Annotated in this window: 16 protein-coding genes and 1 tRNA gene; 4 read left to right on the plus strand and 13 right to left on the minus strand. The window is 68.3% G+C overall.

Features of this window, described 5'->3' with window-relative positions; translation table 11 throughout:
- Nucleotides 1-112: 112 nt before the first annotated feature.
- The 7 genes from ABD243_RS08075 to ABD243_RS08105 form a co-directional block, all read right to left on the minus strand.
- Nucleotides 113-2,824: a LuxR C-terminal-related transcriptional regulator gene (locus ABD243_RS08075; RefSeq protein ID WP_344364096.1), complete on the minus strand. Its 2,712-nt coding sequence runs from the start codon at nt 2,822-2,824 to the stop codon at nt 113-115.
- Complete coding sequence (locus ABD243_RS08080; protein WP_344364098.1) at nt 2,802-5,546, minus strand: LuxR C-terminal-related transcriptional regulator; 2,745 nt, start codon at nt 5,544-5,546, stop codon at nt 2,802-2,804. The genes ABD243_RS08075 and ABD243_RS08080 overlap by 23 nt, the downstream gene beginning before the upstream one ends.
- A 197-nt stretch (nt 5,547-5,743) precedes the next feature.
- On the minus strand, nt 5,744-6,331 hold the full coding sequence (gene pth / locus ABD243_RS08085; protein ID WP_344364101.1) for an aminoacyl-tRNA hydrolase: 588 nt from the start codon (nt 6,329-6,331) through the stop codon (nt 5,744-5,746).
- Nucleotides 6,332-6,453: 122 nt separating this feature from the next.
- Nucleotides 6,454-7,050 carry a 50S ribosomal protein L25/general stress protein Ctc gene (locus ABD243_RS08090; RefSeq protein ID WP_091250696.1) on the minus strand — a complete coding sequence of 199 codons (597 nt, stop codon included), beginning with the start codon at nt 7,048-7,050 and terminating at the stop codon, nt 6,454-6,456.
- Nucleotides 7,051-7,304: 254 nt separating this feature from the next.
- Nucleotides 7,305-8,285 (minus strand): ribose-phosphate diphosphokinase, encoded by a 981-nt coding sequence (locus tag ABD243_RS08095; RefSeq protein ID WP_018774662.1) that lies wholly within the window; start codon nt 8,283-8,285, stop codon nt 7,305-7,307.
- Between the two features lie 5 nt (nt 8,286-8,290).
- Nucleotides 8,291-9,805 (minus strand): bifunctional UDP-N-acetylglucosamine diphosphorylase/glucosamine-1-phosphate N-acetyltransferase GlmU, encoded by a 1,515-nt coding sequence (glmU, locus tag ABD243_RS08100; RefSeq protein ID WP_344364104.1) that lies wholly within the window; start codon nt 9,803-9,805, stop codon nt 8,291-8,293.
- A gap of 42 nt (nt 9,806-9,847) precedes the next feature.
- Nucleotides 9,848-9,919 (minus strand) — tRNA-Gln (locus ABD243_RS08105).
- 217 nt (nt 9,920-10,136) lie between these two features.
- Here ABD243_RS08105 and ABD243_RS08110 point away from each other — a divergent pair.
- Complete coding sequence (locus ABD243_RS08110; protein ID WP_344364396.1) at nt 10,137-10,736, plus strand: TetR/AcrR family transcriptional regulator; 600 nt, start codon at nt 10,137-10,139, stop codon at nt 10,734-10,736.
- 1,338 nt (nt 10,737-12,074) lie between these two features.
- Here ABD243_RS08110 and ABD243_RS08115 read toward each other — a convergent pair.
- From ABD243_RS08115 to ABD243_RS08135, 5 genes are all read right to left on the minus strand, one after another.
- Nucleotides 12,075-13,916 (minus strand): ABC-F family ATP-binding cassette domain-containing protein, encoded by a 1,842-nt coding sequence (locus tag ABD243_RS08115; protein ID WP_344364105.1) that lies wholly within the window; start codon nt 13,914-13,916, stop codon nt 12,075-12,077.
- Nucleotides 13,917-13,988: 72 nt separating this feature from the next.
- On the minus strand, nt 13,989-14,951 hold the full coding sequence (locus ABD243_RS08120) for a 4-(cytidine 5'-diphospho)-2-C-methyl-D-erythritol kinase (protein ID WP_116766038.1): 963 nt from the start codon (nt 14,949-14,951) through the stop codon (nt 13,989-13,991).
- Nucleotides 14,952-15,064: 113 nt separating this feature from the next.
- The gene (rsmA, locus tag ABD243_RS08125) at nt 15,065-15,904 is read right to left on the minus strand and encodes a 16S rRNA (adenine(1518)-N(6)/adenine(1519)-N(6))-dimethyltransferase RsmA (protein WP_344364398.1); all 840 of its coding nucleotides are present in this window, start codon (nt 15,902-15,904) and stop codon (nt 15,065-15,067) included.
- Between the two features lie 229 nt (nt 15,905-16,133).
- Nucleotides 16,134-17,279: a resuscitation-promoting factor gene (locus ABD243_RS08130; RefSeq protein WP_116766036.1), complete on the minus strand. Its 1,146-nt coding sequence runs from the start codon at nt 17,277-17,279 to the stop codon at nt 16,134-16,136.
- Nucleotides 17,280-17,583: 304 nt separating this feature from the next.
- Nucleotides 17,584-18,471 carry a TatD family hydrolase gene (locus ABD243_RS08135; protein WP_116766035.1) on the minus strand — a complete coding sequence of 296 codons (888 nt, stop codon included), beginning with the start codon at nt 18,469-18,471 and terminating at the stop codon, nt 17,584-17,586.
- 177 nt (nt 18,472-18,648) lie between these two features.
- Here ABD243_RS08135 and ABD243_RS08140 point away from each other — a divergent pair, with 177 nt between their 5' ends.
- The 3 genes from ABD243_RS08140 to ABD243_RS08150 are packed head-to-tail and all read left to right on the plus strand — an operon-like array spanning nt 18,649 to nt 23,881.
- Nucleotides 18,649-19,821, plus strand: coding sequence for an AAA family ATPase (locus ABD243_RS08140; RefSeq protein WP_344364109.1), 1,173 nt, complete (start codon nt 18,649-18,651; stop codon nt 19,819-19,821).
- Between the two features lie 14 nt (nt 19,822-19,835).
- Entirely contained in the window at nt 19,836-21,347 is a 1,512-nt protein-coding gene (locus ABD243_RS08145; RefSeq protein ID WP_344364111.1) for a DUF58 domain-containing protein, read from the plus strand.
- A complete protein-coding gene (locus ABD243_RS08150) occupies nt 21,344-23,881 on the plus strand; it encodes a transglutaminase TgpA family protein (protein ID WP_344364114.1) in 2,538 nt (845 codons plus the stop codon). Before ABD243_RS08145 ends, ABD243_RS08150 begins: the two co-directional genes overlap by 4 nt.
- 68 nt (nt 23,882-23,949) lie before the next feature.
- Here ABD243_RS08150 and ABD243_RS08155 read toward each other — a convergent pair.
- A partial coding sequence (locus ABD243_RS08155) for an aldehyde dehydrogenase family protein (protein WP_344364116.1) occupies nt 23,950-24,998 on the minus strand: 1,049 nt, incomplete at its 5' end.

Consider the following 24,998-nt stretch of genomic DNA (forward strand, 5'->3'; position numbering starts at 1 on the left):
TACTCAGTTGCGGCCGCACGGCTGCCGGGTCCAAACCAAGTAGTCGGAACCCCGCCTCACGTGTCCCTGAGCGTAGTCTCCCGGAGCCCCGGACCAGTGGGTGCCTCCGGGCTTAGCGACCGCCAATTCCGGGGAGCTGTTCACGGCCCTTGACGTTGAGCTTGGCGTAGCTGCGGTAGAGGTGGCCCTCAACCGTCCGGACGGAAACCTGGAGTTCGGCGGCGATCTGGCGGTCGGTCAGGCCGCGCACTGCGAGCGCCACAATGTCGCGTTCCCGGCGGGTCAGGATGCCCAGCGAGTCGTCGTTCTTGGCCGTTTCCTCACCGGGAAGGTCATCGGCCCGGTCCAGGCACCGCTTCCGCTGCGAGTTCGCCATGCGCTCCCTGAGGGTATCGCCCGCGGCCCGGTAGGCGTGCGCCGCCGCGTCGTAGGCAAGGGCGGCGAAGGTCCACAGTTCCGCAGCCTCACAGGTTTTCGCGGCCTCCAGGTGGTCCGCGGCGTTGTCCGTGCTGATGGCTGCGGCATAGGCGCAGATCGCGGCCGGCCGGGGGCCCTCGAGCCCGGCCTGCAGTTCCAGCAGCCGGGGCGCCGAGTCGGTGTCCCCTAAGGCCAGACAAAGGGCCAGAGCCTCGAGTTCGAGGCCGGCTGTGTTCATCTCCGGGTGCGGGCGTCCGAGGCGCTTCAGTTCGGCGATGGCGCCGGGGTAGTTCCCGAGCCGGGCTTTTCCGTAGACCACGGCCATCATGGCCAGGGAGTGCATGTACCGCGGCAAAGCCGCCGGGGCGGCCTCGAAGTCGGCGAGGAAGAGCTCCGCTTTCGTCTGGGCACCGACTTCGGCGGCCGCCGCGAAAGCCATGGCCGCCGTGAGGGCGAACAGCTGCTGGGGATCGGTGAGCCGCAGCGCTTCGAGCGCGGCGCTGAGGGTGTTCAGCGCCTGCGCGGCCTTGCCCTGGTACAGGAGGATGATGCCGTGGGCCGCGTGGACTCCCCCGCCGAAGGAAATCAAGCTTGGCCCGGACCCGGCGACAAAGGCGGCCAGGAGGTTTTCCGCGCCCTGCCAGTCACCGGCCTGGATCGCGGCGGCGGCCGACCGGACCACGAGGAAATCCGTGAGGAAGTACAGCTCATCGTGGTCGGCTCCGGCGGCCTCGACTGCCTGCGACATCACGGCAAAGGCGCTCAGTCCTTTGCCGGTGGCCAGGAGCCGCTCCGCGTCGAGGGAGAACCGGAACGCCGCCTCGAGGTTGTTGGCCGCCGGCCGGGTAGCGGCCGCGTCCGCCGTGGCAGAGGTCTGCGGGTACTCGCCTGCCAGTGCCAGGACCATGGCTTCCATGGTGTTCAGGCGCTCCGTTATGGCGGCGCGAATGGCTTCGGCGTTCTCCGGCTGGGCCTCGGCCAGGTGTTCACCGGCAGGCTGCAGCGCCTGTGCCCGTTGCATGATCTCGGCAGGCGTGTACCCCAGTGCGCACATCACCGCGGCCCACAGGAGGGATCCGGTCAGCAGGCTGGTGAGGTTGCCGCCCTGGCCGAAATCGGCGTCGAGGATTTCCCAGGCAGCAACGTAGTCGGAGGCGTTGTAGCGGGTCCGAGCTATCACGGCGCGGGCCGCCATCTGCAGGTCCGGGTCCTTGACGAGAGCGGCCGCCTTGCGGGCGAGATCGTCCTCGTAGAGCCGGCTGGCCAGGACGGCGGCCCTCAGGAGCTGGCGGTCCTCGACCTCCGCGCCGCATTCGATCGACCAGCTCACGTGGCGCAACAGTCCTTCGGCCGACGTCGGCTCGCTGTCCATGCGGCGCAGCAGGCTCTGGCGCAGCTGGAGGCTCCTGGCCGGCGAGATCAGGTTTCGCAGGGTGTCCCCGTACACGGTGTGCCACAGCCGCAGCTCACCGCCGGCGGAGCCCGTGACACGAATCAGTTCGCTGTCGATCAGCGACCCCACGGCCTCTTCCCCGGCCACGGACTCGATCAGTTCACGGGACACGGGTTCGGCCAGGGCCACCAGGTTCAGTGCCTGCCGCTCTTCCGGCGAGCGCAGCAGCAGCTGGCGGCGCACGACGTCGGTCAGCCGGTCCCCGTGGCTGTTCAGATGCCGGGTGAACAACCAGACACCGTTGCGGCGCAGCAGCGTCCCGTCCTTTTTGGCGTCGTCGAGGAGCCCGTTGAGGAGCATCGGGTTGCCGCCGGAGGCCTCCCAGAGGATCTCCGCGACGTTGGGCAGCACCTGCGAGCCGAGCTCGCCCTCCAGCATTTCTGTGGTCTGAGCCAGGGTGAGGGGCCGCAGGTCATGCCGCTCGGCGATGCCTTCAAACCACAGCTGCAGGAGCGGCTCCGGCAGTCCGGGCCGGGCGGCGGCGCCCACCAGCAGTTTCGCCCAGCCTGCCGCGGCCAGCTCGGCCAGGATTCCCGCCGTCGCCTCATCGAGGTCGTGGGCGTCGTCGACGATGAGCAGCAGGGGCTTCTGGGTGGCGCGCTTCTCTTCTTCCAGGTGCGACCACAGCGTCCTCAGCACGGCCAGCTGCGATGTCGCCTCCTGGACCGGGAGTTCGACGATGAAGGGGCCAAGGACACCGTAGGGAACCTTCGTCAGCGACGCACTGCCGTGAATCCGCACCGGCGTCACGTCCGCGCCCAGCTCCGCGACCACGGCTTCGATGAGCCTGGACTTGCCCATCCCGCTTTCGCCGAGGACGAATACCGCCACATGGCTGCCGCCCTGAAGGGACTCCACGGCCGACATCAAATCTTCCGACCTCCCGGTCAAGGCGCGGGACGCCTCGGTGCCGGGGGCTCCCGCCGTCCCCCTAGATGAGTCCAAGCAGATCACTTCGCGAAGAAACGCCGAGCTTCGTGAACACCTGATACAGGTGGCCCTCCACTGTTCTGACGGAAATGCCCACTTCAAGGGCGATGTCCTTGTTCGAAACCCCGTTCCCGGCAAGGGTGGCGATCTGCCGCTCCCGTTCCGTGAGCAGAGGGCCTTTGTTGCGGGGCATGATCGGCAGCGCCGGTACCGACTCCGAGAGGCTCTCGAGCATGCTGTAGGCGGTGTTGGCGCTGGCGGTCAGTCCGGCGCCCTTGGCGAAATCGAACGCGAGCGCCGCGCACCTGGCCTGGACGGCGTCCAGCTCCAGGGCCGCGGCCTGCTCGGCGGCTTGGAGCATGATCGCGGCATCCTTCTTCCGGCTGCCGACGGCGACCGTGCGGGACAGTTCGGCCAGCGGCCCCTGCCTCAGCCCGGCGATTTCCTCCATGTAGAGATAATCCTTAACGGTTCCGTTGACGGTGGCCCCGAGCATGCAGATGCCGGCGAGGGTGTAGCGGCCTTTCCGGAAATGTGCCTCTGCGGACCGGACCAGCCGGTCCTTGGCCTCCGGGTCGCCGAGCCACCGTGAGGCCATGTCCATGCAAAACTCCGTGGAGCTGCTGACGGCGAAGCGGGCCGGCCCGTCAGCCGAGCGGGCGCGGTCCAGGTAGATGGTTGCCTGGACCGAGTTGCCGGTCTGGGCGTAGGCAAAGGCGGTTGCGGCGTAGGCCTGGCGCAGGGACTGCAGGCTCGCCCGGACCTCAAGCTGGGCGATTGCGGCCAGCAGCGGGTCCAGCGCCATGTAGCCGCGGCCGGCATAGACGTACGCGAGACCGACGGCGAGGTCGGTGGCGGCGCTGCCGGAATGGAGTCCGTGCCCGGCCCGGCCGCTCGCGTCCTTGAGCATGTCGATGGCCTGGCGCCACAGGCCGGACAGGAGCAGGACGTTGTAGGAGCGCCAGGCGAAGTTTTCGCGGATGCGCGGCACGTTGGACCACTCGCCCAGCTGCCCGCCGAGTTCCCGCATGAGTTTTTTGGCGTCGAGTTCCCGGCCCGTCATGGACAAGGCTTCCATCAGGATGATGGCCGAGCGGAGCCGGTGCACGGGGTCCGCGCCCGGGACGTCGGTGGTGGCCGCGGCGGTGAGGCGGGCCATCATGGGCTCGAAATCCCCGATGAAAGAGAAGTAGTTGAACTCGCACAGATCCAGGCGCAGCGCGGCCCGCGAGAGTGCGGCGGGGCTGGCGGCTGACTCGTCCAGGCTCAAGTCCTGTAGCCGGACCCGGGCCTGCCGGAGGAGTTCGGGGACCTTGCCGGAGCGGTCTTCCAGCCAGGCCATGCAGTCGGCTTTCGCCGCAATGAATTCGGCGAAGGTCTCGGCCTCGAGGTCGTTGACCTGCCGCTCCGAGACATCGTCCAGCGCCGACATGGCCTGAAGGGGCAGGCCGAGCTGGAGGTAGGCCGCCGATTTCTGGAGCTGTCCCTCGGCCCATTCAGGGTCCGAGGGAGAGAGGCTCCCGGCGCATTTGAGGGCAAACTTCGGGTCAAAGAGCTTGACGGCTGCGCTGGCGGCCGCCAGCGCGTGCGCGGGTGCCAGCTGGGCGTGGCAGTCGTGGGTCCAGGCCGCATAGGCGAGCAGGTCCTCGACGGTGAGTTCGTCGAGTTCCTGTTCCTGGTGTCCGGGGACCTTGTCCCGCAGCTCCAGCCGGCGCTCCACACTGAGCCAGTTCCGGACGATGTCGCCGAGGTAGCGGTCGCCCAGGGTGACGAGGTGCCGGTCCGTGCGGTCCACGACGATCTGGCCGGCCTCTTCCATGTCGGCGATGATACCGGGGCTGTACATCCGGGCGAGCCGTGACAGGGGCAGCGTCCGGGCGCAGGAGAGGACGTCGATGACCTCCCGCGCTTCGGGTGTTTCCCTGGCGTATCTGGCCCGGACAATGTCCTCCAGCGCCGTCCGGCCGTCGAGCACGACCTCATCGACCAGGGTCCAGACGGATCCGGACAGGACAAGGTTTCCGCGTTCGATCTGTTCTGATACGACGGCCTGCAGGAGCGTGGGGCTGCCGCCGACCAGTTGGTGCAGCTGGCTTGCCAGGGCCGTCGAGACCCGGTGGCCCAGGGCTGACTGCAGGACCTCCAGCGTTTCGAGCTCGGTCAGGTTGGCGAGCCGGACCTCGGCAAGCTGGCCCGAGGTGATGAGCCAGTAGAAGTCAGGCGGAAGGTCCGTGGTGCGCTGGGCCGTGGCGATCAGCCGGGCGGTGCGGGTCTGCAGCAGGTTCAGCAGGACCCCGGTACTGAGTTCATCGAGGGCGCCGGCGTTGTCCAGCAGGATCACGCACTGGCGGCCGGCGGCGTCGTCGCGGATCAGGGACGTAATTCCGTGCAGAATGGCGGTCGGCGAGCCAAGGGAGCTCTGCGGGAGCCGAGCCAGGGTGAAGGCGAGGCAGCCGTACGGCGTTGCCGACCCCGGTCCTGAGCTGCGGAGCTGGATGGTGTACACCTCGGGGCCGAACCCCGCGAGGGCAGTCCTGCCGACGAGGGTCTTGCCTACGCCGCGGTCGCCGGTGATAACAACGCCCATCCGGTCCTGCGCAAGCAGTTCCGTCCGGACGCGCTCGGCATCGGCGTTCCGCGCCAAACCGGACCATCCGTGCCTCGCGAACGGACCGGCGGCATGTTCTTCTTCGGCGGGTGCCAATGTAGTGGAAACATTCCCCCAGCCCAGCGAATCCCTCGACATGTAGTTTCCTTCGTACCGCTTTGTAGACAGCAACCCCAGACTGCCCACTTAGAAGTAGCGTATCCCTATCCCCCGACATGAGAGTAGACAGATCATAGCTGGAATGCCGAAAGCTTGGGAAGAAAACCCACTATTCGGATACTCGCGTCCCGCCTGCCCCTGATACGGGGCCGGGCTGGTGCGTGTTTAAGCCTGATTTATGGGGCCTTGGCCGGGTGGAATTTTTGCTGGGCGGCGGCCAGGCCGTCCTTGACCAGGACTTCGACGGCGTCGGCCGCGGTATCGATGAGGAAGGGCAGGTCCTTCTTCTCCGGGGCGGAAAAGTCACGCAGAACGAAGTCCGCGGTGTCCATCCGGCCCGGCGGACGCCCGACGCCCACCCGCACGCGCAGGTAGTCCTTGGTGGCCAGGGCCTTCGAGATGTCCCGCAGTCCGTTGTGGCCGCCTTCGCCGCCGCCGAGCTTCAGCTTCACGGTATCGAAGGGAATATCGATCTCGTCGTGGACGGCAATGACGTGGGCGGGGTCGATCCCGTAGAACTGTGCCAAGGCCGAGACCGGCCCGCCGGAGACGTTCATATATGACAGCGGCTTGGCCAGCACGATCCGGGGGCCGCCAATGCCAAGGCGCCCTTCGAGGACCTGGGCACGGGCCTTGTGGGACTTGAAGCCGCCGCCGGCGCGCGAGGCGAGTTCGTCCAGGACCATCTGGCCGACGTTGTGGCGGTTGTGGCTGTACTCGGGTCCGGGGTTGCCAAGGCCTACAATCAGCCAGGTGTCGGTCATGGATCAGTCCTTCGGTGGGCCAGGTCAGGCGGGAGTGCCGGCTCCGGCGCGGAATACGACGGGTTCAGAGACGACGGCGGCCGGGCCCCTGAGGGACCCGGCCGCCGGTGAAATCGCCGGAATTACTCGGCGGCGACCGAGGATCCTTCGGTGGTGTCGGCCGAAGCCTCTTCCTCGGAGACCTCGGTGGCCTCGGAGATGTGAACGACGAGAGCCTCGACGTCGGCCAGCAGGACGGAGCCCTTCGGCAGAACGAGGTCGGAAGCGTGGATGTGCTCGCCGGCGCTGCGGCCCTCAATGCTGACCTCGATGGCGGTCGGCAGGTGGGTTGCCTCGGCCTCGAGGGAGACGGTGGTCATTTCCTGGTTGTACACGTTGCCCGGAGCCAGTTCGCCGGTCAGGTGGACGGGGACGTCGACGGTGACCTTCTCGCCGGTGCGGACGGTCAGCAGGTCGAGGTGCTCGATGATCTGCTTGATCGGGTTGCGCTGGATGTCCTTGACCAGGGCCAGGTGCTGCTCGCCGTCGATGTCCAGGGTCAGCAGGGCGTTAGCCTTGCGGACGGCCAGGGTGGTGGCCTTCGCCGGCAGGGTGATGTGGATCGGCTCGGCGCCGTGGCCGTAGATGACGGCCGGGATCAGGTTGGCCATGCGGGCGCGGCGGGCGAAGCCCTTGCCGAATTCGGTGCGTACTTCTGCTGCGAGCTTCTGCTCAGACATGGATATCTCCTCGTGGGATTTCAAGCTGTGGGACTAAACGGTGTTCAGCAAGGGCGGAGGTCTGTTTGCGACCTTCAACGCCGGGCTGCCGTGCAGCTGACCTTCAGAAGGAGATTCAGACCCAGTCGATAACGGAGACCAGCACTCCGGCTCTCCGTGTATACGGTTGACCGGCGCTCTCCCTCGCCAAGGTTTCGGTACAAGGCTACCAGCGGCTGGCCCGGTTTCAGAAACCGGGCCCGCCGCCGGCCGGCTTAGGCCTGTCCGTCGAACAGGCTGGTGACGGAGCCGTCGTCGAACACTTCGCGGATGGCGCGCGCGATCAGCGGCGCGATCGACAGCACTGTCAACTGCGGGAAGCGCTTGTCCGCGGTGATCGGCAGCGTGTTGGTGACCACCACCTCGCGGGCGCCGGACTCGGACAGCCGGCGGGCTGCCGGGTCGGAGAACACGGCGTGGGTCGCGGCGATGATGACATCCTTGGCGCCGGCGTTCTTGAGCACCTGGACGGCGCCGGAGATGGTTCCGCCGGTATCGATCATGTCATCGATCAGGACGCAGGTGCGGCCTTCGATCTGGCCCACGACAGTCTTGGAGACTGCCTGGTTGGGCACGGTGAGGTCACGGCTCTTGTGCACGAAGGCCAGCGGCGCGCCGCCGAGGCGCTCGGCCCACTGCTCGGCAACGCGGACGCGGCCGGTGTCCGGGGAGACGACCGTAACCTTGTCCGAGCCGACGCGGGTGCGGATGTAGTCGGCCAGGAGAGGAATGGCCATGAGGTGGTCCACGGGGCCGTCGAAGAAGCCCTGGATCTGCGAGGTGTGCAGGTCCACGCTCATGATGCGGTCGGCGCCGGCGGTCTTGTACAGATCGGCAACGAGGCGTGCCGAGATGGGCTCGCGGCCGCGGCCCTTCTTGTCCTGCCGGGCGTAGGGGTAGAACGGGGACACGACCGTGATGCGCTTGGCGGAGGCCCGCTTGAGCGAATCGATCATGATCAGCTGTTCCATGAGCCAGTTGTTCAGCGGGGCGGGGTGGGCCTGGATCACGAAGGCGTCGGTGCCGCGGACACTTTCGCCGGCGCGCACATAGATCTCGCCGTTGGCGAAGTCGTAGGCGTCCAGCGGCAGCAGCTCGGTGCCCAGCTCCTTGGCGATCTCTTTCGCCAGCTCAGGGTGCGCGCGCCCCGCGGCCAGCACCAGCTTCTTTTCGCCGTGTGCCGTAATTTCGCTCATGATTGCTAGCCCTCTTCTGTCGGTGCCGGAGTAGTGGAGGAAGTTGGGGCGGCGCCCGCGGCGGCTGTTTCGACCGCGGCGGCGGACTTGGCCAGGGCGGCGGAAACGGACCCGGGGCGGTTGGCCGCAACCCAGCCTTCCGAATTCCGCTGCCTGGCGATGGAGAGGGCAAGGGCCCCGGCCGGGACGTCCTGGCGGATGATCGCGCCAGCGCCGCTGTAGGCGCCGTCGCCCACCCGGACCGGAGCGACGAAGACCGTGTTGGAGCCGGTCCGGACGCCGGAGCCGATCACCGTACGGTGCTTCTTCTCGCCGTCGTAGTTGGCGGTGATGTTGCCGCAGCCGATGTTGGTGTCCTCGCCGATTTCCGCGTCTCCGGCGTAGCCGAGGTGCGACAGCTTCGAGCCGCGGCCGATCGTGACGTTCTTGGTCTCATAGAACGCGCCGATCTTGCCGGTTTCGCCCAGGACGGTGCCGGGGCGCAGGTAGGTGAAGGGGCCGACGCTGGCGCGTGCACCGATCGTGGAGCCGGAGCCGTGGGTGCGGATCACCGTGGCGCCCTCCCCCACCAAGACATCGGTGAGGGTCGTGTCGGGGCCGACGACGGCGTCGCGCGCCACCGTGGTGGCACCGTGCAGCTGGGTGTTGGGCAGGAGGCGGACGTCCTCGTCGAGCGTCACGGTGGAGTCGATCCAGGTGGTGGCGGGATCGACGACCGTCACGCCGGCTCGCATCCAGGCCTCGACGGTGCGGCGGTTGTGTTCGGCGCCGAGGGCGGAGAGCTGGACGCGGTCGTTGGCGCCTTCGACCTGCCAGCGGTCTTCGGTGACGACGGCGGCGACGCGGCCGCCTGCGGCGCGGGCCAGGGCCAGGACGTCGGTGAGGTACTTCTCGCCCTGGGCGTTGTCGGTGGTGACGTGGACCAGCGCGTCGCGCAGCACGGCGGCGTCAAAGGCGTAGATGCCGGAGTTGATTTCGCGGATTCCGCGTTCGGCCTCGGTGGCGTCCTTGTGCTCGCGGATGCCAGTGACGGTTCCGTCCGCTGCCCGGAGGATCCGTCCGTAGCCGGTGGCGTCATCGAGGACGGCCGTGAGGACCGTGACGGCATTGCCCTCGGATTCGTGGGTGGCGACGAGTTCGGCGAGCAAGCCGCCGGTGAGCAACGGGACATCGCCGTAGGTCACAACCACGGTTCCGCTGAGCGGTCCCTGGGGGTGAAGGGCATCGAGGGCTTCCAGCGCGGCTTCGACCGCACGGCCTGTGCCGGGGACGTCGTCCTGGTCCACGATCAGGGCGTCCGGGTCGAGGGCTGCGACGTGGGCGGCCACGAGGTCGCGTTCATGACGGACCACGAGGGCCAAGTCGCGCGGGTGGACACTGCGGGCGGCGTTGAGGGCGTGGCCCACCAGCGAGCGGCCGCCGATCTCATGGAGAATCTTCGGCGTACGGGACTTCATCCGGGTACCGGCCCCTGCAGCTAGGACGATCACGGCGGCTGGGCCAGTGTTCTCGGGGCTCACGTGTTGGCTCTCCTTGCTTGGTTGCGCAGTGTGTCTCGCCAGTTCCGCCCATAGGACTCGAACCTATACTCCACGGCTCCAAAGGCCGGGGTGCTGCCATTACACCAGAGCGGACCGTGCCCGGGCTTGACCTGTGGCACGAGAACCAATTCTGCCACGAAGGTTGATGCTCGTGCGACTCAGGGTCCGAAGCACGGGCGGTCCTGCGGGCTGGTACGGGCTCGCGGTAGGGCATGATGGTGCTGTGAGCAAGAGTGCAGGCCCAGCCGGCGGGGCGGACGGCGGCAGCGGCAGGCCTGTCCGCGCCCCCGGCTACGTTCCCCGCCCCCGTATGACGGGCCCGCAGCGCCGCACGCAGCTGATCGGCATCGGCCGGGGCCTTTTCGCACTCCGCGGCCTGGACGGCACCACCATCGAGGAAATCGCAGCCACCGCGGGCGTCTCCAAGCCGGTGATCTACGAGCACTTCGGCTCCAAGGAAGGCCTCTACACACAGGTGGTGGACTGCGAGTTCCACATCCTGCTGACCTCGGTCAACGATGCCCTGTCCGAGGACGCCAAGCCGCGCGTCCTCGTGGAGCGGGCGGCCCTGGCCCTGCTGACCTACATCGAGGACCGGACGGACGGCTTCCGGATCCTCATGCGCGACGCCCCGCCGTCCCAGCCGGAGGGTGCCTTCTTCACGCTGCTATCGCATGTGACGGCCCGCGTGGAGCACATCCTCGAGGACGAACTCGCCCGCCGCGGTTTCAGCCCGGCGGACGGGGCCATGTATGCGCAGATGCTCGTGGGAATGGTCGCGATGACCGGACAGTGGTGGCAGGACAGCCGCACGCCGGACAAACGCGAAGTCGCCGCGCACCTGGTAAACCTGGCCTGGAACGGGCTCACCGGGCTGCAGAAGGACCCTGAGCTCCGAAGCCAGGAGTGAGGGCTCGGGGTGGAGTGAGGTCCGGCGCTGGATTGAGGTCCGGGATCGCCCCCTGCTCGCTGGCCGCCACGGGACATGCCCAGCCCTGGCCCCGAGAAATGGACATAACACCAGCATGTCCATCCTTGGCCCGCACCAAGGAGCATGTCCTGCGGGTTCTCAGCGCCCCACGGGACATGTCCAGTCCCGGCCCGGAGAAATGGACATAACACCAGCATGCCCATCCTTGGCCTACACCACGGAGCATATCCTGCGGATTCTCAGCGCCCCACGGGACATGTCCAGTCCCGGCCCGGAGAAATGGACATAACACCAGCATGTCCATCCTTGGCCTACACCACGGAGCATGTCCTGCGGGTTCTCAGCGCCCCACGGGACATGTCCAGTCCCGGCCCGGAGAGATGGACATAACACCAGCATGTCCATCCTTGGCCTACACCACGGAGCATTTCCCTGCGGGTTCTCAGCGCTCCGCGGGACATGTTCAGTCCGGGCAGGACCCAAGGTCTTGCCCACCCGGCTGGCAGCAGGCCATCGACCACTCCACTGGACATGCCCTCCCTCGGCCCCGAGGAGTGGACATGAGGTCAATATATCCATTTCTGGCCTGCAGCAAGGGGCATGTCCTGACGGTTGAACGCGCACCGGGGAACATGTCCAGCCTTGGCCTGCACCGCGGGACATGTCGTGACTGTCATGAGCGCACCGGGGAACACATCCGGCCGTGGCCTTCACACCGGGCCGTCACAAGGGACCTATCCAGCCGCGTGCCCAGGATGTAGCGATATGGCCAATTCAAGCTGGCTGCGAAACAACTGAGCATTTCACGGGAAATGCGCCGATGCCCTCGAATGCTCCTTGGGACATGCCCTCCGCCGGCCCCGAGGAGTGGACATGAGGCCAATATGTCCATTCCTTGCTTACCCCAAGGGGCATCTCCTGAGAGTTCGGAGCACACCGGGGAACATGTCCATCCCTGACTGACACCAAGGGGCATGTCCTGAGGGTTCCGAGCACACCGGGGAACATGTCCAGTCCTGGCCGACAGCAACGGGCATGTCCTGAGGGTTCCGAGCACACGAGAGAACATGCCCAGCCTTGGCCTGGACCACGGGGCATGTCCCGAGGGTTCCGAGCACACGAGAGAACATGCCCAGCCTTGGCCTGGACCACGGGGCATGTCCCGAGGGCTCTGAGCGCACCGGAGAGCATGTTCATCCCTGGCCTGCGCCACGGGGCATGTCCTCAGGGTTTGTCGTGACCCGAGGGACATGTCCAGCCGTGCCGGAACCCGCTGAGCACCAACACACTGGGCATGTCCCCCCGGGCCGTCCGAGACTACTCCCCCAGCACCTCGAGGGCTTCGAGCCATTCGTGTTCGAGGGCTTCGCGTTCGCCGGCCAGCTCCTGGAGTTTCTTGTTGAGCTCGGCAAGCTCATCGAACTTGCTGGCGTCCCCGGCCCCGGCCGTCATCTGGGCGTGGATCTTGTCTTCCTGCTGCTTGAGCTTGCCCAGCTGCCGGTCGATCCGGTTCTTGGCCTTGCGGGCATCGCGCTTCTCCGCTTCGGAGGCGCCACCGGCAGCCGGCGCGGAGCCCGCACCGGAGCCCCCGCCGGCGGCCGTGACGGGGTTCCCGCCGCCGGTGATGGTGGAGCCGGCCAGCGCCGACTCGCGCAGCTCGAGGTACTGGTCCACGCCGCGCGGCAGGGCGCGGATCTTGCCGTCGCCCAGGAGCGCCATCTGGTGGTCCGTGACGCGTTCGAGCAGGTAGCGGTCGTGGCTGACCACCACAAGGGTGCCGGGCCAGCCGTCCAGGACGTCTTCGACGGCGGCCAGGGTGTCGGTGTCGAGGTCGTTGGTGGGTTCGTCAAGCATGAGCACATTGGGTTCGCCCACGAGGAGCCGGAGGAGCTGCAGACGCCGGCGTTCGCCACCGGAGAGGTCCTTGACCGGGGTCCACTGCTTCTGGTTCGTGAAACCGAGCTGCTCGACGAGCTGGCCGGCGGTGAACTCCTTGCCGCCGACGTTGAAGGAGCGCTTCTCCCGCTCGATCACTTCGATGACGCGCAGGTCGGCGACGTCGTCGAGCTCCTTGACCTCCTGGGTCAGGACGGCGGTGACCACGGTCTTGCCGCGCTTGACCTTGCCCGAGGTGGGCTGAATTTCGCCATTGAGCAGTTTAAGCAGTGTGGTTTTGCCGGCGCCGTTGACGCCCACCAGGCCCAGCCGCTCGCCGGGAGCGAGGCGCAGGGTGATGTTGTCGAAGAGCTTCTGCCCGGGTTCGCCGCCGAGGAAGTCGAGAGACACGTTTTCCAGGTCCAGGACGTCCTTGCCGAGCCGGGCGGTGGCCATCTTGCTCAGCGCCATCGAGTCGCGCGGTTCGGGGACGTCGGCGATCAGGGCGTTGGCGGCCTCGATCCGGAACTTGGGCTTGGCGGTGCGGGCCGGGGCGCCGCGGCGCAGCCAGGCGAGTTCCTTCTTGACCAGCTGCTGGCGTTTGCCTTCCATCACGGAGGCGGAGCGGTCGCGTTCGGCCCGGGCCAGGACGTACGCGGCGTAGCCGCCCTCGAACGGATCCATGATGCCGTCGTGGATTTCCCAGGTCTTGTTGCACACTTCGTCGAGGAACCAGCGGTCGTGGGTGACCACGAGGAAGGCGCCCTGGTTGGGCCGCCAGCGGGTCTTCAGGTGCCGGGACAACCAGGCGACCCCTTCGACGTCGAGATGGTTGGTGGGCTCGTCGAGCATGATGACGTCGTGGTCCTCGATCAGCAGCTTGGCCAGGGCCACCCGCCGCTTCTGCCCGCCGGAGAGAGCATGCACGTTGGCGTGCCAGTCGACGTCGGACACGAGTCCGCCCATCACCTCGCGGATCTGCGGATTGCGGGCCCATTCGTAGTCGGCCTTGTCGCCGACAATTGCCGCACCGACGGTGAGGTCGCCGTCGAGGACGTCACTCTGGTCCAGGTAGCCGATATTGACTTCACTGCGCTTGGTCACCCGGCCCGAATCCGGGGTGGCGCGCATGGCCAGCAGGCGCATGAGCGTCGACTTGCCGTCGCCGTTGCGGCCCACCATGCCGATCCGGTCGCCCTCTTCCAGGCCTAGGGTTACGCCGTCGAGGACGGTGCGGGTTGCATACGAGACCGTGAGGTTCTCGCCGCCGAGCAGGTGTGCCACTGGGAACTGCTTTCTTAGGTGAATCGGTGAAGTGTTGCGGTGAAGTCAAGAGATGCCGTGCGTCAAAAGCTCCTAAAGGAGCGTATCGGAGATGATGCGGGCGCCGTGCACCGGGCCGTGGACCGCCATCGCATCCAGGCCATGGTGGCGCAGGTCCTCGGCGAGCCCGGCCGCGGCGGCGGGGCTGTGCGCGAGAAAGGCGACGGTGGGTCCGGAGCCCGAGACGATTCCCGCGATCGCGCCGCATGCCTCGCCCCGCCCCAATGTGTCGCGCAGGCCCGGAGCCAGTTCGATCGAGGCGCGCTGGAGATCGTTGACCAGGACGCGGCTCAGGGCGTCGGCGTCGCCGCTGCGCAGGGCTGTGAGGACGCCGGGGTCGACGGCGACCGGCTCCTCCACCGTGACGCCCTCCGCCGAGCGCAGCCGGTCCAGGGTCCGGTAGACCTCCGGGGTGGACAGGCCGAAGTCGGCCGCGACCAGGACCCAGTCGGTCTGGGCCTTGACGAGGGCCGGTGAGAGGTCGTCGCCCAGTCCCAACCCGACGGCGGTGCCGCCCAGGAGCGAGAACGGGACGTCGGCGCCGAGTTCGGCGGCCAGGTGGGCCAGCTCATCGCGGGACAGCCCGCTGTTCCACAACGCGTCGCAGGCCAGCAGCGTGGCCGCGGCGTCGGCGGACCCGCCGCCCATGCCGCCGGCCACGGGCACGCGTTTGGTGATCTCCAGGTGGACCCCGGTGGCGTGCTCGGAGACATCGGCCATGATCGCTGCCGCCTTGTAAGCCAGGTTGCGGTGATCCAGCGGGATGTCCACGCCATCCAGGTCCAGGGTGCTGGCGTCGCTTATGCTGACGGTGATCCCGCCGGTATCGGTGCTGGTGGCGGCCACTTCCTCGTAGAGCGAAACGGCCAGGTAGACGCTGGCCACCGAGTGGTAGCCGTCCGGCCGCAGGGGTCCGACGTCCAGTGAGACATTGACCTTGCCTGGAGCCTTGACCCGGACAGTCCTCGCGGCAAAGCGCCCTCTCACTGCGTTCATGGCTCCACGCTATGGCATCCCGGCCCCGGCTCCAAGCACGGGACGGCTCCCCTGAGACTCACAAACGACTCACAAAGGATTCACAAAGGACTCCAAAGGAACTCAGCGGGAACTCAGGACTCCGGCTGCGCGTGGGCTTCGGCGATCCTCGCGAACGCCGCAATATCGATCACTTCACCGCGGGCGGAGGGGTCGACGCCGGCGGCCCGCAGGCAGCGTTCGGCCTCGGCGGCGCTGCCGGCCCAGCCGGCCAGTGCCGCCCGCAGCGTCTTGCGCCGCTGCGCGAAGGCGGCGTCGATCACGGCGAAGACCTGTTCCCTCGTGGCAGTCGTGACAGGGGGTTCGCGGCGCGTGAAAGCAACCAGCCCGGAATGGATCTTGGGGGCGGGCCAGAAGACGTTCATGCCGATCACGCCGGCCTTGCGCATGCTGCTGTACCAGGCGGCCTTGACCGAGGGTACGCCGTAAGTCTTGGAACCGGGCCCCGCCGCAAGGCGGTCGGCGACCTCGTCCTGGACCATGACGAGGCCGTGCTGCAGGCTCGGGAAGTGCTGCAGGAGGTGCAGGACCACGGGAACGGCGACGTTGTAGGGAAGATTCGCCACGAGCGCGGTCGGCTCCGCGGGCAGTTCCGTGACCCTCATGGCATCAGCCAGGACCAGGTGGAAATTTCCGACGGCGTTCGGCCGCCACTCGTTCACCGTGGCCGGCAGCCGCCCGGCCAGGACCGGATCGATTTCGACGGCGACCACGGTCCGGGCGGCGTCCAGCAGGCCCAGGGTCAGCGACCCGAGACCGGGCCCCACTTCGAGGACCGTCTCATCGGCCCGGATGTCCGCGGCGGCCACGATGCGCCGGATGGTGTTGCCGTCGATGACGAAGTTCTGGCCCAGGGTCTTCGTGGGCCGCACGCCGATTTCCTCAGCCAGCCGGCGGATATCGGAGGCGCCCATCAGCGGTGCGGGCGCCGCTGACGGCAGGCTTTCGGGGGCGGAGGGGCTCGGTTCAGTCACCTAGGTATCCTATCCCGGCGCCGGCACGCCACAGGCCGGGCCCGGAGGGATCCGGACCCGGCCTGTGCGTCTCACCGCGGCCGTGGTCAGCCGCCGCGGGAGCGGGCGGTCATCAGCCGGCAGTCACGAGCCAGCTGGGCGTGCTGGCAGGGACGGCCAGCTTGGCGTCTTAGCTGGAGGCGGCCCAGCCGCAGCCCCAGGGGCCAAGGCCGCGCTGCGCGTAGACGCGGTTGGCAATGTCGATCTGCTGGGCCTTGGTGGCCGCAGCGGCGTTGGGGGCGTAGGCGCCGCCGCCGGCGCCGAGCCAGGTCCGGACGTCGAACTGCAGGCCGCCGTAGTAGCCGTTGCCGGTGTTGATGGACCAGTTGCCGCCGGACTCGCACTGCGCGATCTTGTCCCACATGCCCTGGTTCATCATCGCGGGCGCGCCGGCACCGGTGTTGGCTGCGGGCTGGGGCTTTTCCTTGGTGCCCACAGTGACCTTCTCGGTGACCGGCTGAGCACTCACGGTCTCGGAGACCAGGGTCCGGGCGGCTTCGCGGCCGTCTACGAGGACCAGCTTGAAGCTCTTGGTGGTGGTACCGGCGACGCCGGCCTGGGTGACGGTCTTCTCACCCTTGAACATGTCGGCGCTTTCGGTGGTGAGCGTTTCGAATGCGACAGGCTCGGTGGTGTTGGCCGTCTTGCTGACATCGACGCGGGAGACCTTGATGACCATGTCGTTGACCACCGGCGCGTTCCCGGGCTGGGAGACGCGGTCGCTGGCTCCGAGCGACAGCCCGGCGTCCTCGAGCACCTTGGCCACGGTGGCCTCCGTCGTGGTGGTCTTGGCCGCCTTGCCGTCCGCGACGATGCTCACGGTCTTCGGCGTCGAGATGGAAACGAAGGAACCGGAGACGGCCAGCTGGGCGTCCTTGGGCACAGACACCTGAGAGGCGCTGGCCACGCCGAGTTCGGTCACGAGCCCCTCGACGGTGGGCGATGTGGTGTTGATGGTCCGTTCGGCGCCGTCGAGGCTGACCTTAACGGCCTTGGCGAGGTTGACGTTGATGACTGATCCGTCCTGCACGTGGGAGTCCGCCGAAGGCGACACCCGGTCGGCTGGCTGCAGTTCAACCTTGGCACCCTTGACGACCTCTGCGACGGTTCCGCCGAAGGTCTGGACGGAGCTAACCTTGCCGTCCACGTTGAGTGTGATCGTCTTGTTGTTGCCGACGAAGGCCACGAGGCCCAGCACCAGTGCCACCAGCACTACGAGCTGTGAGCCAACTTTGACGAAGCTGATCTTGCCGTCCGATGTGAAGAACTTGACCACGATTGCCCGAATCTCTTGGACCTTCCGGGCACGGGGATAAATGCACGCGACCACCCGCCGTGAGCGCGCCAGGGGCGGCTCCGGACAGGGTCCGGAGCGTCACGGAAGATGCGTGCACTGCCTCACCCAAAACGAGAGCGCACATGTGGTTTGTTTGCCACGATGCACGCCCTGCTTCAGTGAAATTATCCGTAGGCCTTCCCCGACCCCGGCTAATAGTTGACCACTGTAACCGTAGCGTTATAAAGCAGCCAAGAATTTGTGCATACCGGGTATGCTTCGGCGGAGGCCGAAAGTGACCGTTTTAGGCCCAGGATCCGTATGCCCGCAGGGAATTTTCGGCGATCTGCGCGCACAGTCCGGAAAGCTCCGATCCAGTCACATCGGCCATCGCCCGAACCGTGTACGGAACCATGTAACTCGCATTCGGGCGCCCGCGGTGCGGGTGCGGCGTGAGGAACGGCGCGTCCGTCTCGACCAGGATCCGGGTCGGCTCCGCGATGGCCAGGGCGGCCCGCAGGTTGGACGCGTTTTTGAAGGTCACGGTCCCGGCAAAGGACATGTACCAGCCCTCCGCGTTGCACGTCCTGGCGAGCTCCTCGTCGCCGGAGAAACAATGGAACACCACACGCTCCGGCGCTCCTTCTTCGCGCAGCACCTGGACGACGTCGTCGTGGGCGTCGCGGTCGTGGATCTGCAGCGTCAGTCCGAGCCGTTTGGCGATGTCGATGTGGCGGCGGAACGAATAGCGCTGGTGGGCCAGGCCCTCCCCCTCGGTCCGGAAGAAGTCCAGCCCTGTCTCACCAATCGCCCGGACCCGCGGGTGGGCGGCCAGGGCCTCGATTTCGGCCAGTGCGCTGTCCAGTTCGCCGCGGCGGGCGTAGTCGGGGGCATCGTTGGGGTGGAGCGCGACTGCGCCCAGGAGCCGCGCATCGAGTTCGACGGCTTTGACTGTGAACCGTGACGATTCGAGGTCGCACCCCACCTGCACCGCCCCCTGGACGCCCACGGCAGCCGCGGCGTCGAGGGCGTCCGTGATGCTCACGGACAGCTCCGCGTCGGGAAAGTCCAGATGGGTGTGGTTGTCCATGACCGGGACGGGCAGCGGTTCCGGTGCCGGCGGATAGCCGCTGCGTCCGGTGCCGTCATTTCCGGGCGACCGGAACGGGACGGGGGTGAGGGGATTGAGCATTCTTCCACCCTAACGGGCGCCCGGAATTACCCGGAACTCTCTGTCAGGCCCGGCAGTTGTGTTAGTAGTCTGTAAGTACTCTGTTATTTCACCGTAAGGAAACAGGCGAACCCCAATGCGGGGCCCGGCGGCCGTTGCCGGTCCGTTCCGGGACCCACCAGGGCTGAAAGGCTGCCGATGGATTACCACCGCACTTCCCTAGACGACGCTCTCCCCGAAGGACGGAGCTTCCCGGGCCGCCCCGCCGTGGATGCCGACGCCGTTGACGCAGCGCCGGCCGGACACCGCTCCTCCCCGCAGGTGCAGGCAGCCATGGATGCCGGCGACTTCCACTCCGCCAGCACCCGGATCCTCTCTGCCATCAATACGGTGATCGACGGCAAGGCCGAAGCGGCAAAGCTGGCGCTCACGGTGCTCCTGGCCCAGGGCCACCTGCTCCTGGAAGACGTCCCGGGGGTCGGCAAGACCCTGCTGGCCAAGACCCTGGCCCGCAGCATCGACTGTTCCGTCAGCCGTATCCAGTTCACTCCGGACCTGCTTCCGTCCGACGTCACGGGCGTATCCATCTACAACCAGGCGACCCGGTCCTTCGAATTCCGGCACGGCGCCGTGTTCGCGAACATCGTGATCGGGGACGAAATCAACCGCGCCTCCGCCAAAACCCAGTCCGCCCTGCTGGAGTGCATGGAGGAGCACCAGGTCACGGTGGACGGCACGTCCTACCGGCTGGATGAGCCATTCATGGTGGTGGCGACGCAGAACCCCATCGAGATGGAGGGCACCTACCCGCTTCCCGAAGCGCAGCGGGATCGATTCATGGCCCGGATCTCGATGGGCTACCCGGACCGGGAGTCCGAGATGGAGATGCTGGAAACCCACCAGGCGTCCTCCCCGCTGGCCCGCGTGACGGCGGTGGTCACCGCCGCGGAAGTGGCCGCCATGATTGCCACCGTGCAGCAGGTCTACGTGTCCCGGCCCATCAAGGAGTACACGGTGGCCCTGGGACGGGCCACGCGTGAAAGCGGTCTGCTCCGGCTCGGCGCCAGCCCCCGCTCCATGCTGCAGCTCCTGCGCGCGGCAAAGGCCACGGCCGCACTCGATGGCCGGGACTTCGTCCTGCCGGACGACATCATCAGCGTCGCCGAGGCCGTGCTCGCCCACCGGATCATCCTCGACCGCAAGGCCGCCAGCACGGGCGAGACGCCGCAAAGCGTCATCCGTGCCATCATCGGCAAAATCCCCGTCACCCCGGAGGTGACGGCCGCAGCCACCGGCACCGGACGCCCCGGCCGGAACACGGCCTCGGCCATGGCAGCCGCGCCGCCGCCCCAACAGCCGAATCCGCGCTAGGCAACGGTTCCGCCGTGGCGTGGAGGGATCGGTTCCCGGGACATATCTTCAGCACCCGCGGCTGGGGCCTGCTCGGCGCGGGTGCGATCTTCCTGCTGGCCGCGCAGATCATGGGGCGCCGGGATTTGCTGGCCCTGGCCGTGCTGCTGCTGATCCTGCCGCTCCTGTCGCTGGCCGGAACCCGAGTGTTGAAGCCGAGGTTTCGCGTCTACCGCGAGTTCAGTCCGTCGCCGGTCGAGACGTCCGCGCGCGCCACGGTGCGTCTGGCCGTGGCACGGAGCGGGCCGGGAGCGGGCCACGCGATCATGGAGGAACACCTGCCGGCCCGGTTCGGCGAGTCCCCCGTCTTCCACTTCCCCGCCCGCACGGCGGCCGGGGGCACCAGCCGCTATGAATACCACCTTCGCTCGACCAAGCGGGGCCAGTTCCGGATCGGGCCCGTCACGGCAGAGTTCAGCGACCCCTTCGGCCTGTCCGTCCACCGCCACGCAATCGACGACGGCGACCTCCTCACCGTGACGCCCGCCGCGGTCGAGCTTCCCGCGACGGGGCTCGCCGGTGCCCGCGGACACGACGGCGTTACGGCCACCCGGGTCCGGGCCAATCCGAGCGATGACGACGTCATGACCCGCGAATACCGTCACGGGGATCCGATGCGCCGGGTGCACTGGGCCGCGACCGCCCGCCACGGGGCCCTCATGGTGCGGCAGGAGGAATCCGTCACGACCCCCGAGGCGACCATCATCCTGGACCAGCGCCTCTCGGCCTACCCGCACGGAGTATTGGGTCACGGCGGCTTTTCTGCGGCCGGCCGCTCCCACTCCGGGCACCCCGGAGGCGGGGACGGGTCCAGCCATGAGCTGCTGACCTGCGACGCCTTCGAATGGGCCGTCACAGCGGCAATGTCGATCGGCGCGCACCTCGCCGACCGCAACTACTCCCTGCGGTTCCTGGACAGCGCGGGCGCTCCCGCCTTCCGGCAGTCGCCGTCCGCTCCCGATCCCGAGGCCGAAGAGTACACGGGAGCATCCGGACTGCAGTCCATCGCGGAAAGCCTGGCCGCCATCCAACTCTCCGGCCCGCACCACACCCACCTGCACCGCAACCGCGCCCACGGCCCCCGCCCGCAGCCCAGCGACATCCCCGGGCAGGAGGCAGCCCGCACCGGGGAACCCTCAGGGTCCGTGCCACAGGCCTTCGGTGACGCCCTGTTGGACAAGCTCTCCGCCCACCGGCTACGGGGTCCGATCCTGGCCGTTCTGGGCAGCCTGACGCCTGCCGAGGCCCGGGCGCTGTCCCCGGCGGCAGCGTTCGGCGCGAACGCCTTCGCGCTGCTGGTCACGGACCAGTCAGACGACTCCGGCGAAGTGTCCGGGGCACTGGAGGCACTGCGGCTGGGCGGATGGCGGGCCGTCGCGGTATCGGCCCGGACATCGTTGCCTGACGCATGGGCGGCCTTCGACCAGACGGACCCGGCCATGGCCGGTGCCGCCGACGTCCGCCGCGGCGCGGGGGGCAGGCCATGACCCTCACACCGCAGCGCCGCAGCGGATCCGACGCCGGCCCCTCCGGCACAGAAGAACCGACGGTCCTGTCCCCCGGCAGCGCATCCCGCAGGGCCGGACCCGGCGCCCAACCCTGGGTGATGGGGACCGCCGTCGCGGTGGCCGTCGCGGGTGCCGCCCTCGGCTTCAACGGCGTCCTGCGCGGGTGGGCCTGGTACTCCCCGGTGTTCACCACCGTCCTTGCCGTCGCCTTCAGCATGGCGACGCTGCGGTCACTGCGCGCGCGGACGTGGTTCGTGGCTGCCGGCGGCCTGGCGGCGCTCATCCTGGTGCTGACCTTCACCTTCTTCAGGCAGCACAGCATTGCCGGGTTCATCCCGTCCGCCCAGACCATGGACTACCTGGGAAGGTTCCTCCGCCGGGCCGGCGAAACCGTGCTCGCCGAGAGCACGCCGGTGGCTCCCAACGCCGGAATCGTCATGCTGATCTGCGCCGTGCTCGGGCTGCTGGTGATCCTCGTGGATGCCCTCGCGTTCCCGCTGGCGCTCCCGGCCACGAGCGGGCTCGGGATCCTGGCCATCCTCGTGGTGCCGGCCATGGTCAAGCCGCAGAGCGTGGGCGTGCTCGGGTTCCTCGGGGCCGCCGTCGGCTATCTGCTGATCTTGGGTTGCAGTCACTGGTTCACACCGGATGCCCGCACCGGCGCCGATACTGCCCGGGACCCCGGACAAATCCGGCGCGGCGCGGTCACGGCCGGCATGGCGCTGACCCTGACGTTGCTGCTGCAGCCGGTCATCCCGGGTTTCGACCAGGGCACGTTTCCGCAGGGCTCGCGGCTGAACCCGTTCGGCAGCGCAACCGGCCTGAATCCGATGATCAGCCTCGGCAGCAGCCTGCGCAGCCCCTCGGGCGAGGGCCGGATCACCTTTGCCACGAACGCGCCGACGACGCCGTACCTGCGCTCGGTCACAGTGGATAACTTCGACGGCGACACCTGGGCACCGGATGACCGGGAGTCCACCCGCCAGCTGGGTACCGGCAGGCTTGACTCCGGGCTTGAGAGCGCCGCAACGGAGCTTCGCGTAGTCACCGCCGTCAACACCGGCCAGTTCACTAGTCCCTACCTCCCCGCACCCTACGCGCCGGAGTCGGTCAGCGGGCTCACAGGGCGCTGGAGCTGGGATCCGGCCACGCTCAGCATCAAGGGGGTCGACACAAACTCCCGCGACCAGCAGTACGTGGTCACCTCCGTCAGCCCGCAGCTCACCGCCGGGGTACTGGCAGAGGCCTCACAGCCGGCCGGCGGGATCCCCGAGCTGTTCCTCCGCCAGCCCTCGAACGTTCCGGAAATCGTCCGCACCACGGCCGATACCGTGACTGCCGGAGCCGCCACGCCGTATGCGCGCGCCATGGCCATCCAGACGTACCTGCGTTCACTCCAGTTCACGTATTCCCTGCAGTCCCCCGTGCAGGGCGGCTACGACGGCAACGGCCTGTCCGTACTGGCGGACTTCCTGACCCAGAAGAGCGGCTACTGCATTCATTTCGCCTCGGCCATGGCCGTGATGGCCAGGCTGGAGGGCATTCCCAGCAGAATCGCCGTGGGCTACGCCCCGGGCCGCTCCACCGGCGCCTCCGTGTCCGTCGCGGGCCAGGGCCCGCTGCCCGAGTACGAGGTCGATTCCCGGGACGCCCATGCGTGGCCGGAGCTCTTCTTCCAGGGCATCGGCTGGGTCCCGTTTGAGCCGACGCCCTCCCGCGGCGTGGTTCCGGCGTACGCCACGGCGGCCGCCACGCCCAGCGGCGCCAGCACCAATGAACGCAACGATGCCCTGACCCCCGGGGACCGTTCCACGCCGGCGCCGCTCCCCACCCTGGCCCCTGTTCCCCTTCCGGCGGCCGGGGCGCGGACCCCTGCGGACGCCCACCCGGCACAGGCGCTCTACGGTCTGGGAGCGCTGCTGCTGCTCGCACTGCTGGCGGCCTCCCCGCGGCTGGTGCGCAGCGGGGTGCGGCGCCGCAGGCTGACGACGGCGGCCCGCGGCAGGGGCGGCGCGCCGGCAGGAACGGCCGTTCCGGCCTGGGCCGAACTGAGGGACCTGGCCACGGACTACGGCGTGGCGCCGGGAGCCAGCGAGACGCCGCGGCATTTCTCCGAGCGGCTGCGCGCCTCGGCGGCATTGGGACAGCCCGGCGGAGCGGAGACGCCCGGCCAGCGGGCAGCGGCCGCCCTGACGGAGGACTTTGAACGGGAGCGGTACGGCCGCCCGGCCGGAGCCGCCGGACCTGCGGACGCCGCCGCATCCGCGGGCAACGCCGGACCCGCGGGCGCCGCGGCCAGGATTGCACTGGTGCAGGCCGCGCTGCGGGCCAACGCGAAGCTCCTGGTGCGGCTGCGTGCGGACTGGCTGCCGCCGTCAGTCCTGTCCGGGTGGCGGCGGGCCCTCCCGCTGCCCCGCCGGGTCCTGTCCCGGACAGCAGAAAGCACCCGGCGGGGCATCGCGGGATCCTGGGGGAGGATCCGCAATACCGTCCGCCGGGTGCGTCGCGGCTAGCCTGCCGCCGTCATCGGGCCCGCGTCGCCGTCCCGCGTCAGCGGATCCGGCCCGGCTGTTCCCTGTGCCTAGCCGGCGTAGGGGTCGGCGATGCCGATGTACTGGGTGTAGAGGTATTCCTCGATGCCCTCGAGGCCGCCTTCGCGGCCCAGGCCGGACTGCTTGACGCCGCCGAACGGGGCTGCGGCGTTGGAGACGACGCCGGCGTTCAGGCCGAGCATGCCGGTTTCGAGGCGTTCGCCCATCCGAATGCCCCGGTTCAGGTCCCGGGTGAAAACGTAGGCCACGAGGCCGTATTCGGTGTTGTTCGCGAGCCGGACGGCCTCGTCCTCGGTGTCGAAGGTGATGATCGGGGCGACGGGGCCGAAGATTTCCTCGGACAGGATCCGGGTGCCCTCGGTGACGCCCTTGAGGATGGTTGGCTGGTAGAAGTAGCCCGGGCCCTCGACGGCGGAGCCGCCGGTCACCGCGACCGCACCGGAGTTCACGGCGTCGGTCACGAGTTCGTGGACCTTGTCCCGGCTCTTGGCATCGATGAGCGGGCCGACCTTGGACTCGGCCTCGGTGCCGCGGGCCGTGGTCATGTCCGCCATCTTCGCGGCGAACTTCTCCGCGAACTCGTCCGCGACGGACTCATGCACGATGAACCGGTTGGCCGCGGTGCAGGCCTCGCCCATGTTCCGCAGCTTCGCCAGCATGGCACCGGCGACGGCGGCATCGATGTCGGCGTCCTCGAACACAACGAACGGGGCGTTCCCGCCCAGCTCCATCGAGGTCCGCAGGACCGTCTCGGAGGCGTCCGCGAGCAGCCGGCGGCCGACCTCCGTGGAGCCGGTGAAGGACAGCTTCCGGAGCCGGGAATCCTTGATCAGCGGACCCGTGGTGGCGCCGGCAGTGGAGGTCGGGATGACGTTCAGGACACCGGCGGGCAGGCCGGCCTCCTGCATCACGGCAGCGAACAGCTGGGAAGTCAGCGGGGTCAGATTCGCGGACTTGAGCACCATCGTGCAGCCGGCGGCGACGGCCGGGGCGATCTTGCGGGTGGCCATGGCCAGCGGGAAGTTCCACGGCGTGATCAGCAGGCACGGGCCCACCGGCTTCTTGGTCACCAGCAGCC

Origin of the sequence: Arthrobacter humicola, assembly GCF_039531445.1 — a bacterium.
Classification (GTDB): Bacteria; Actinomycetota; Actinomycetes; order Actinomycetales; family Micrococcaceae; genus Arthrobacter; species Arthrobacter humicola.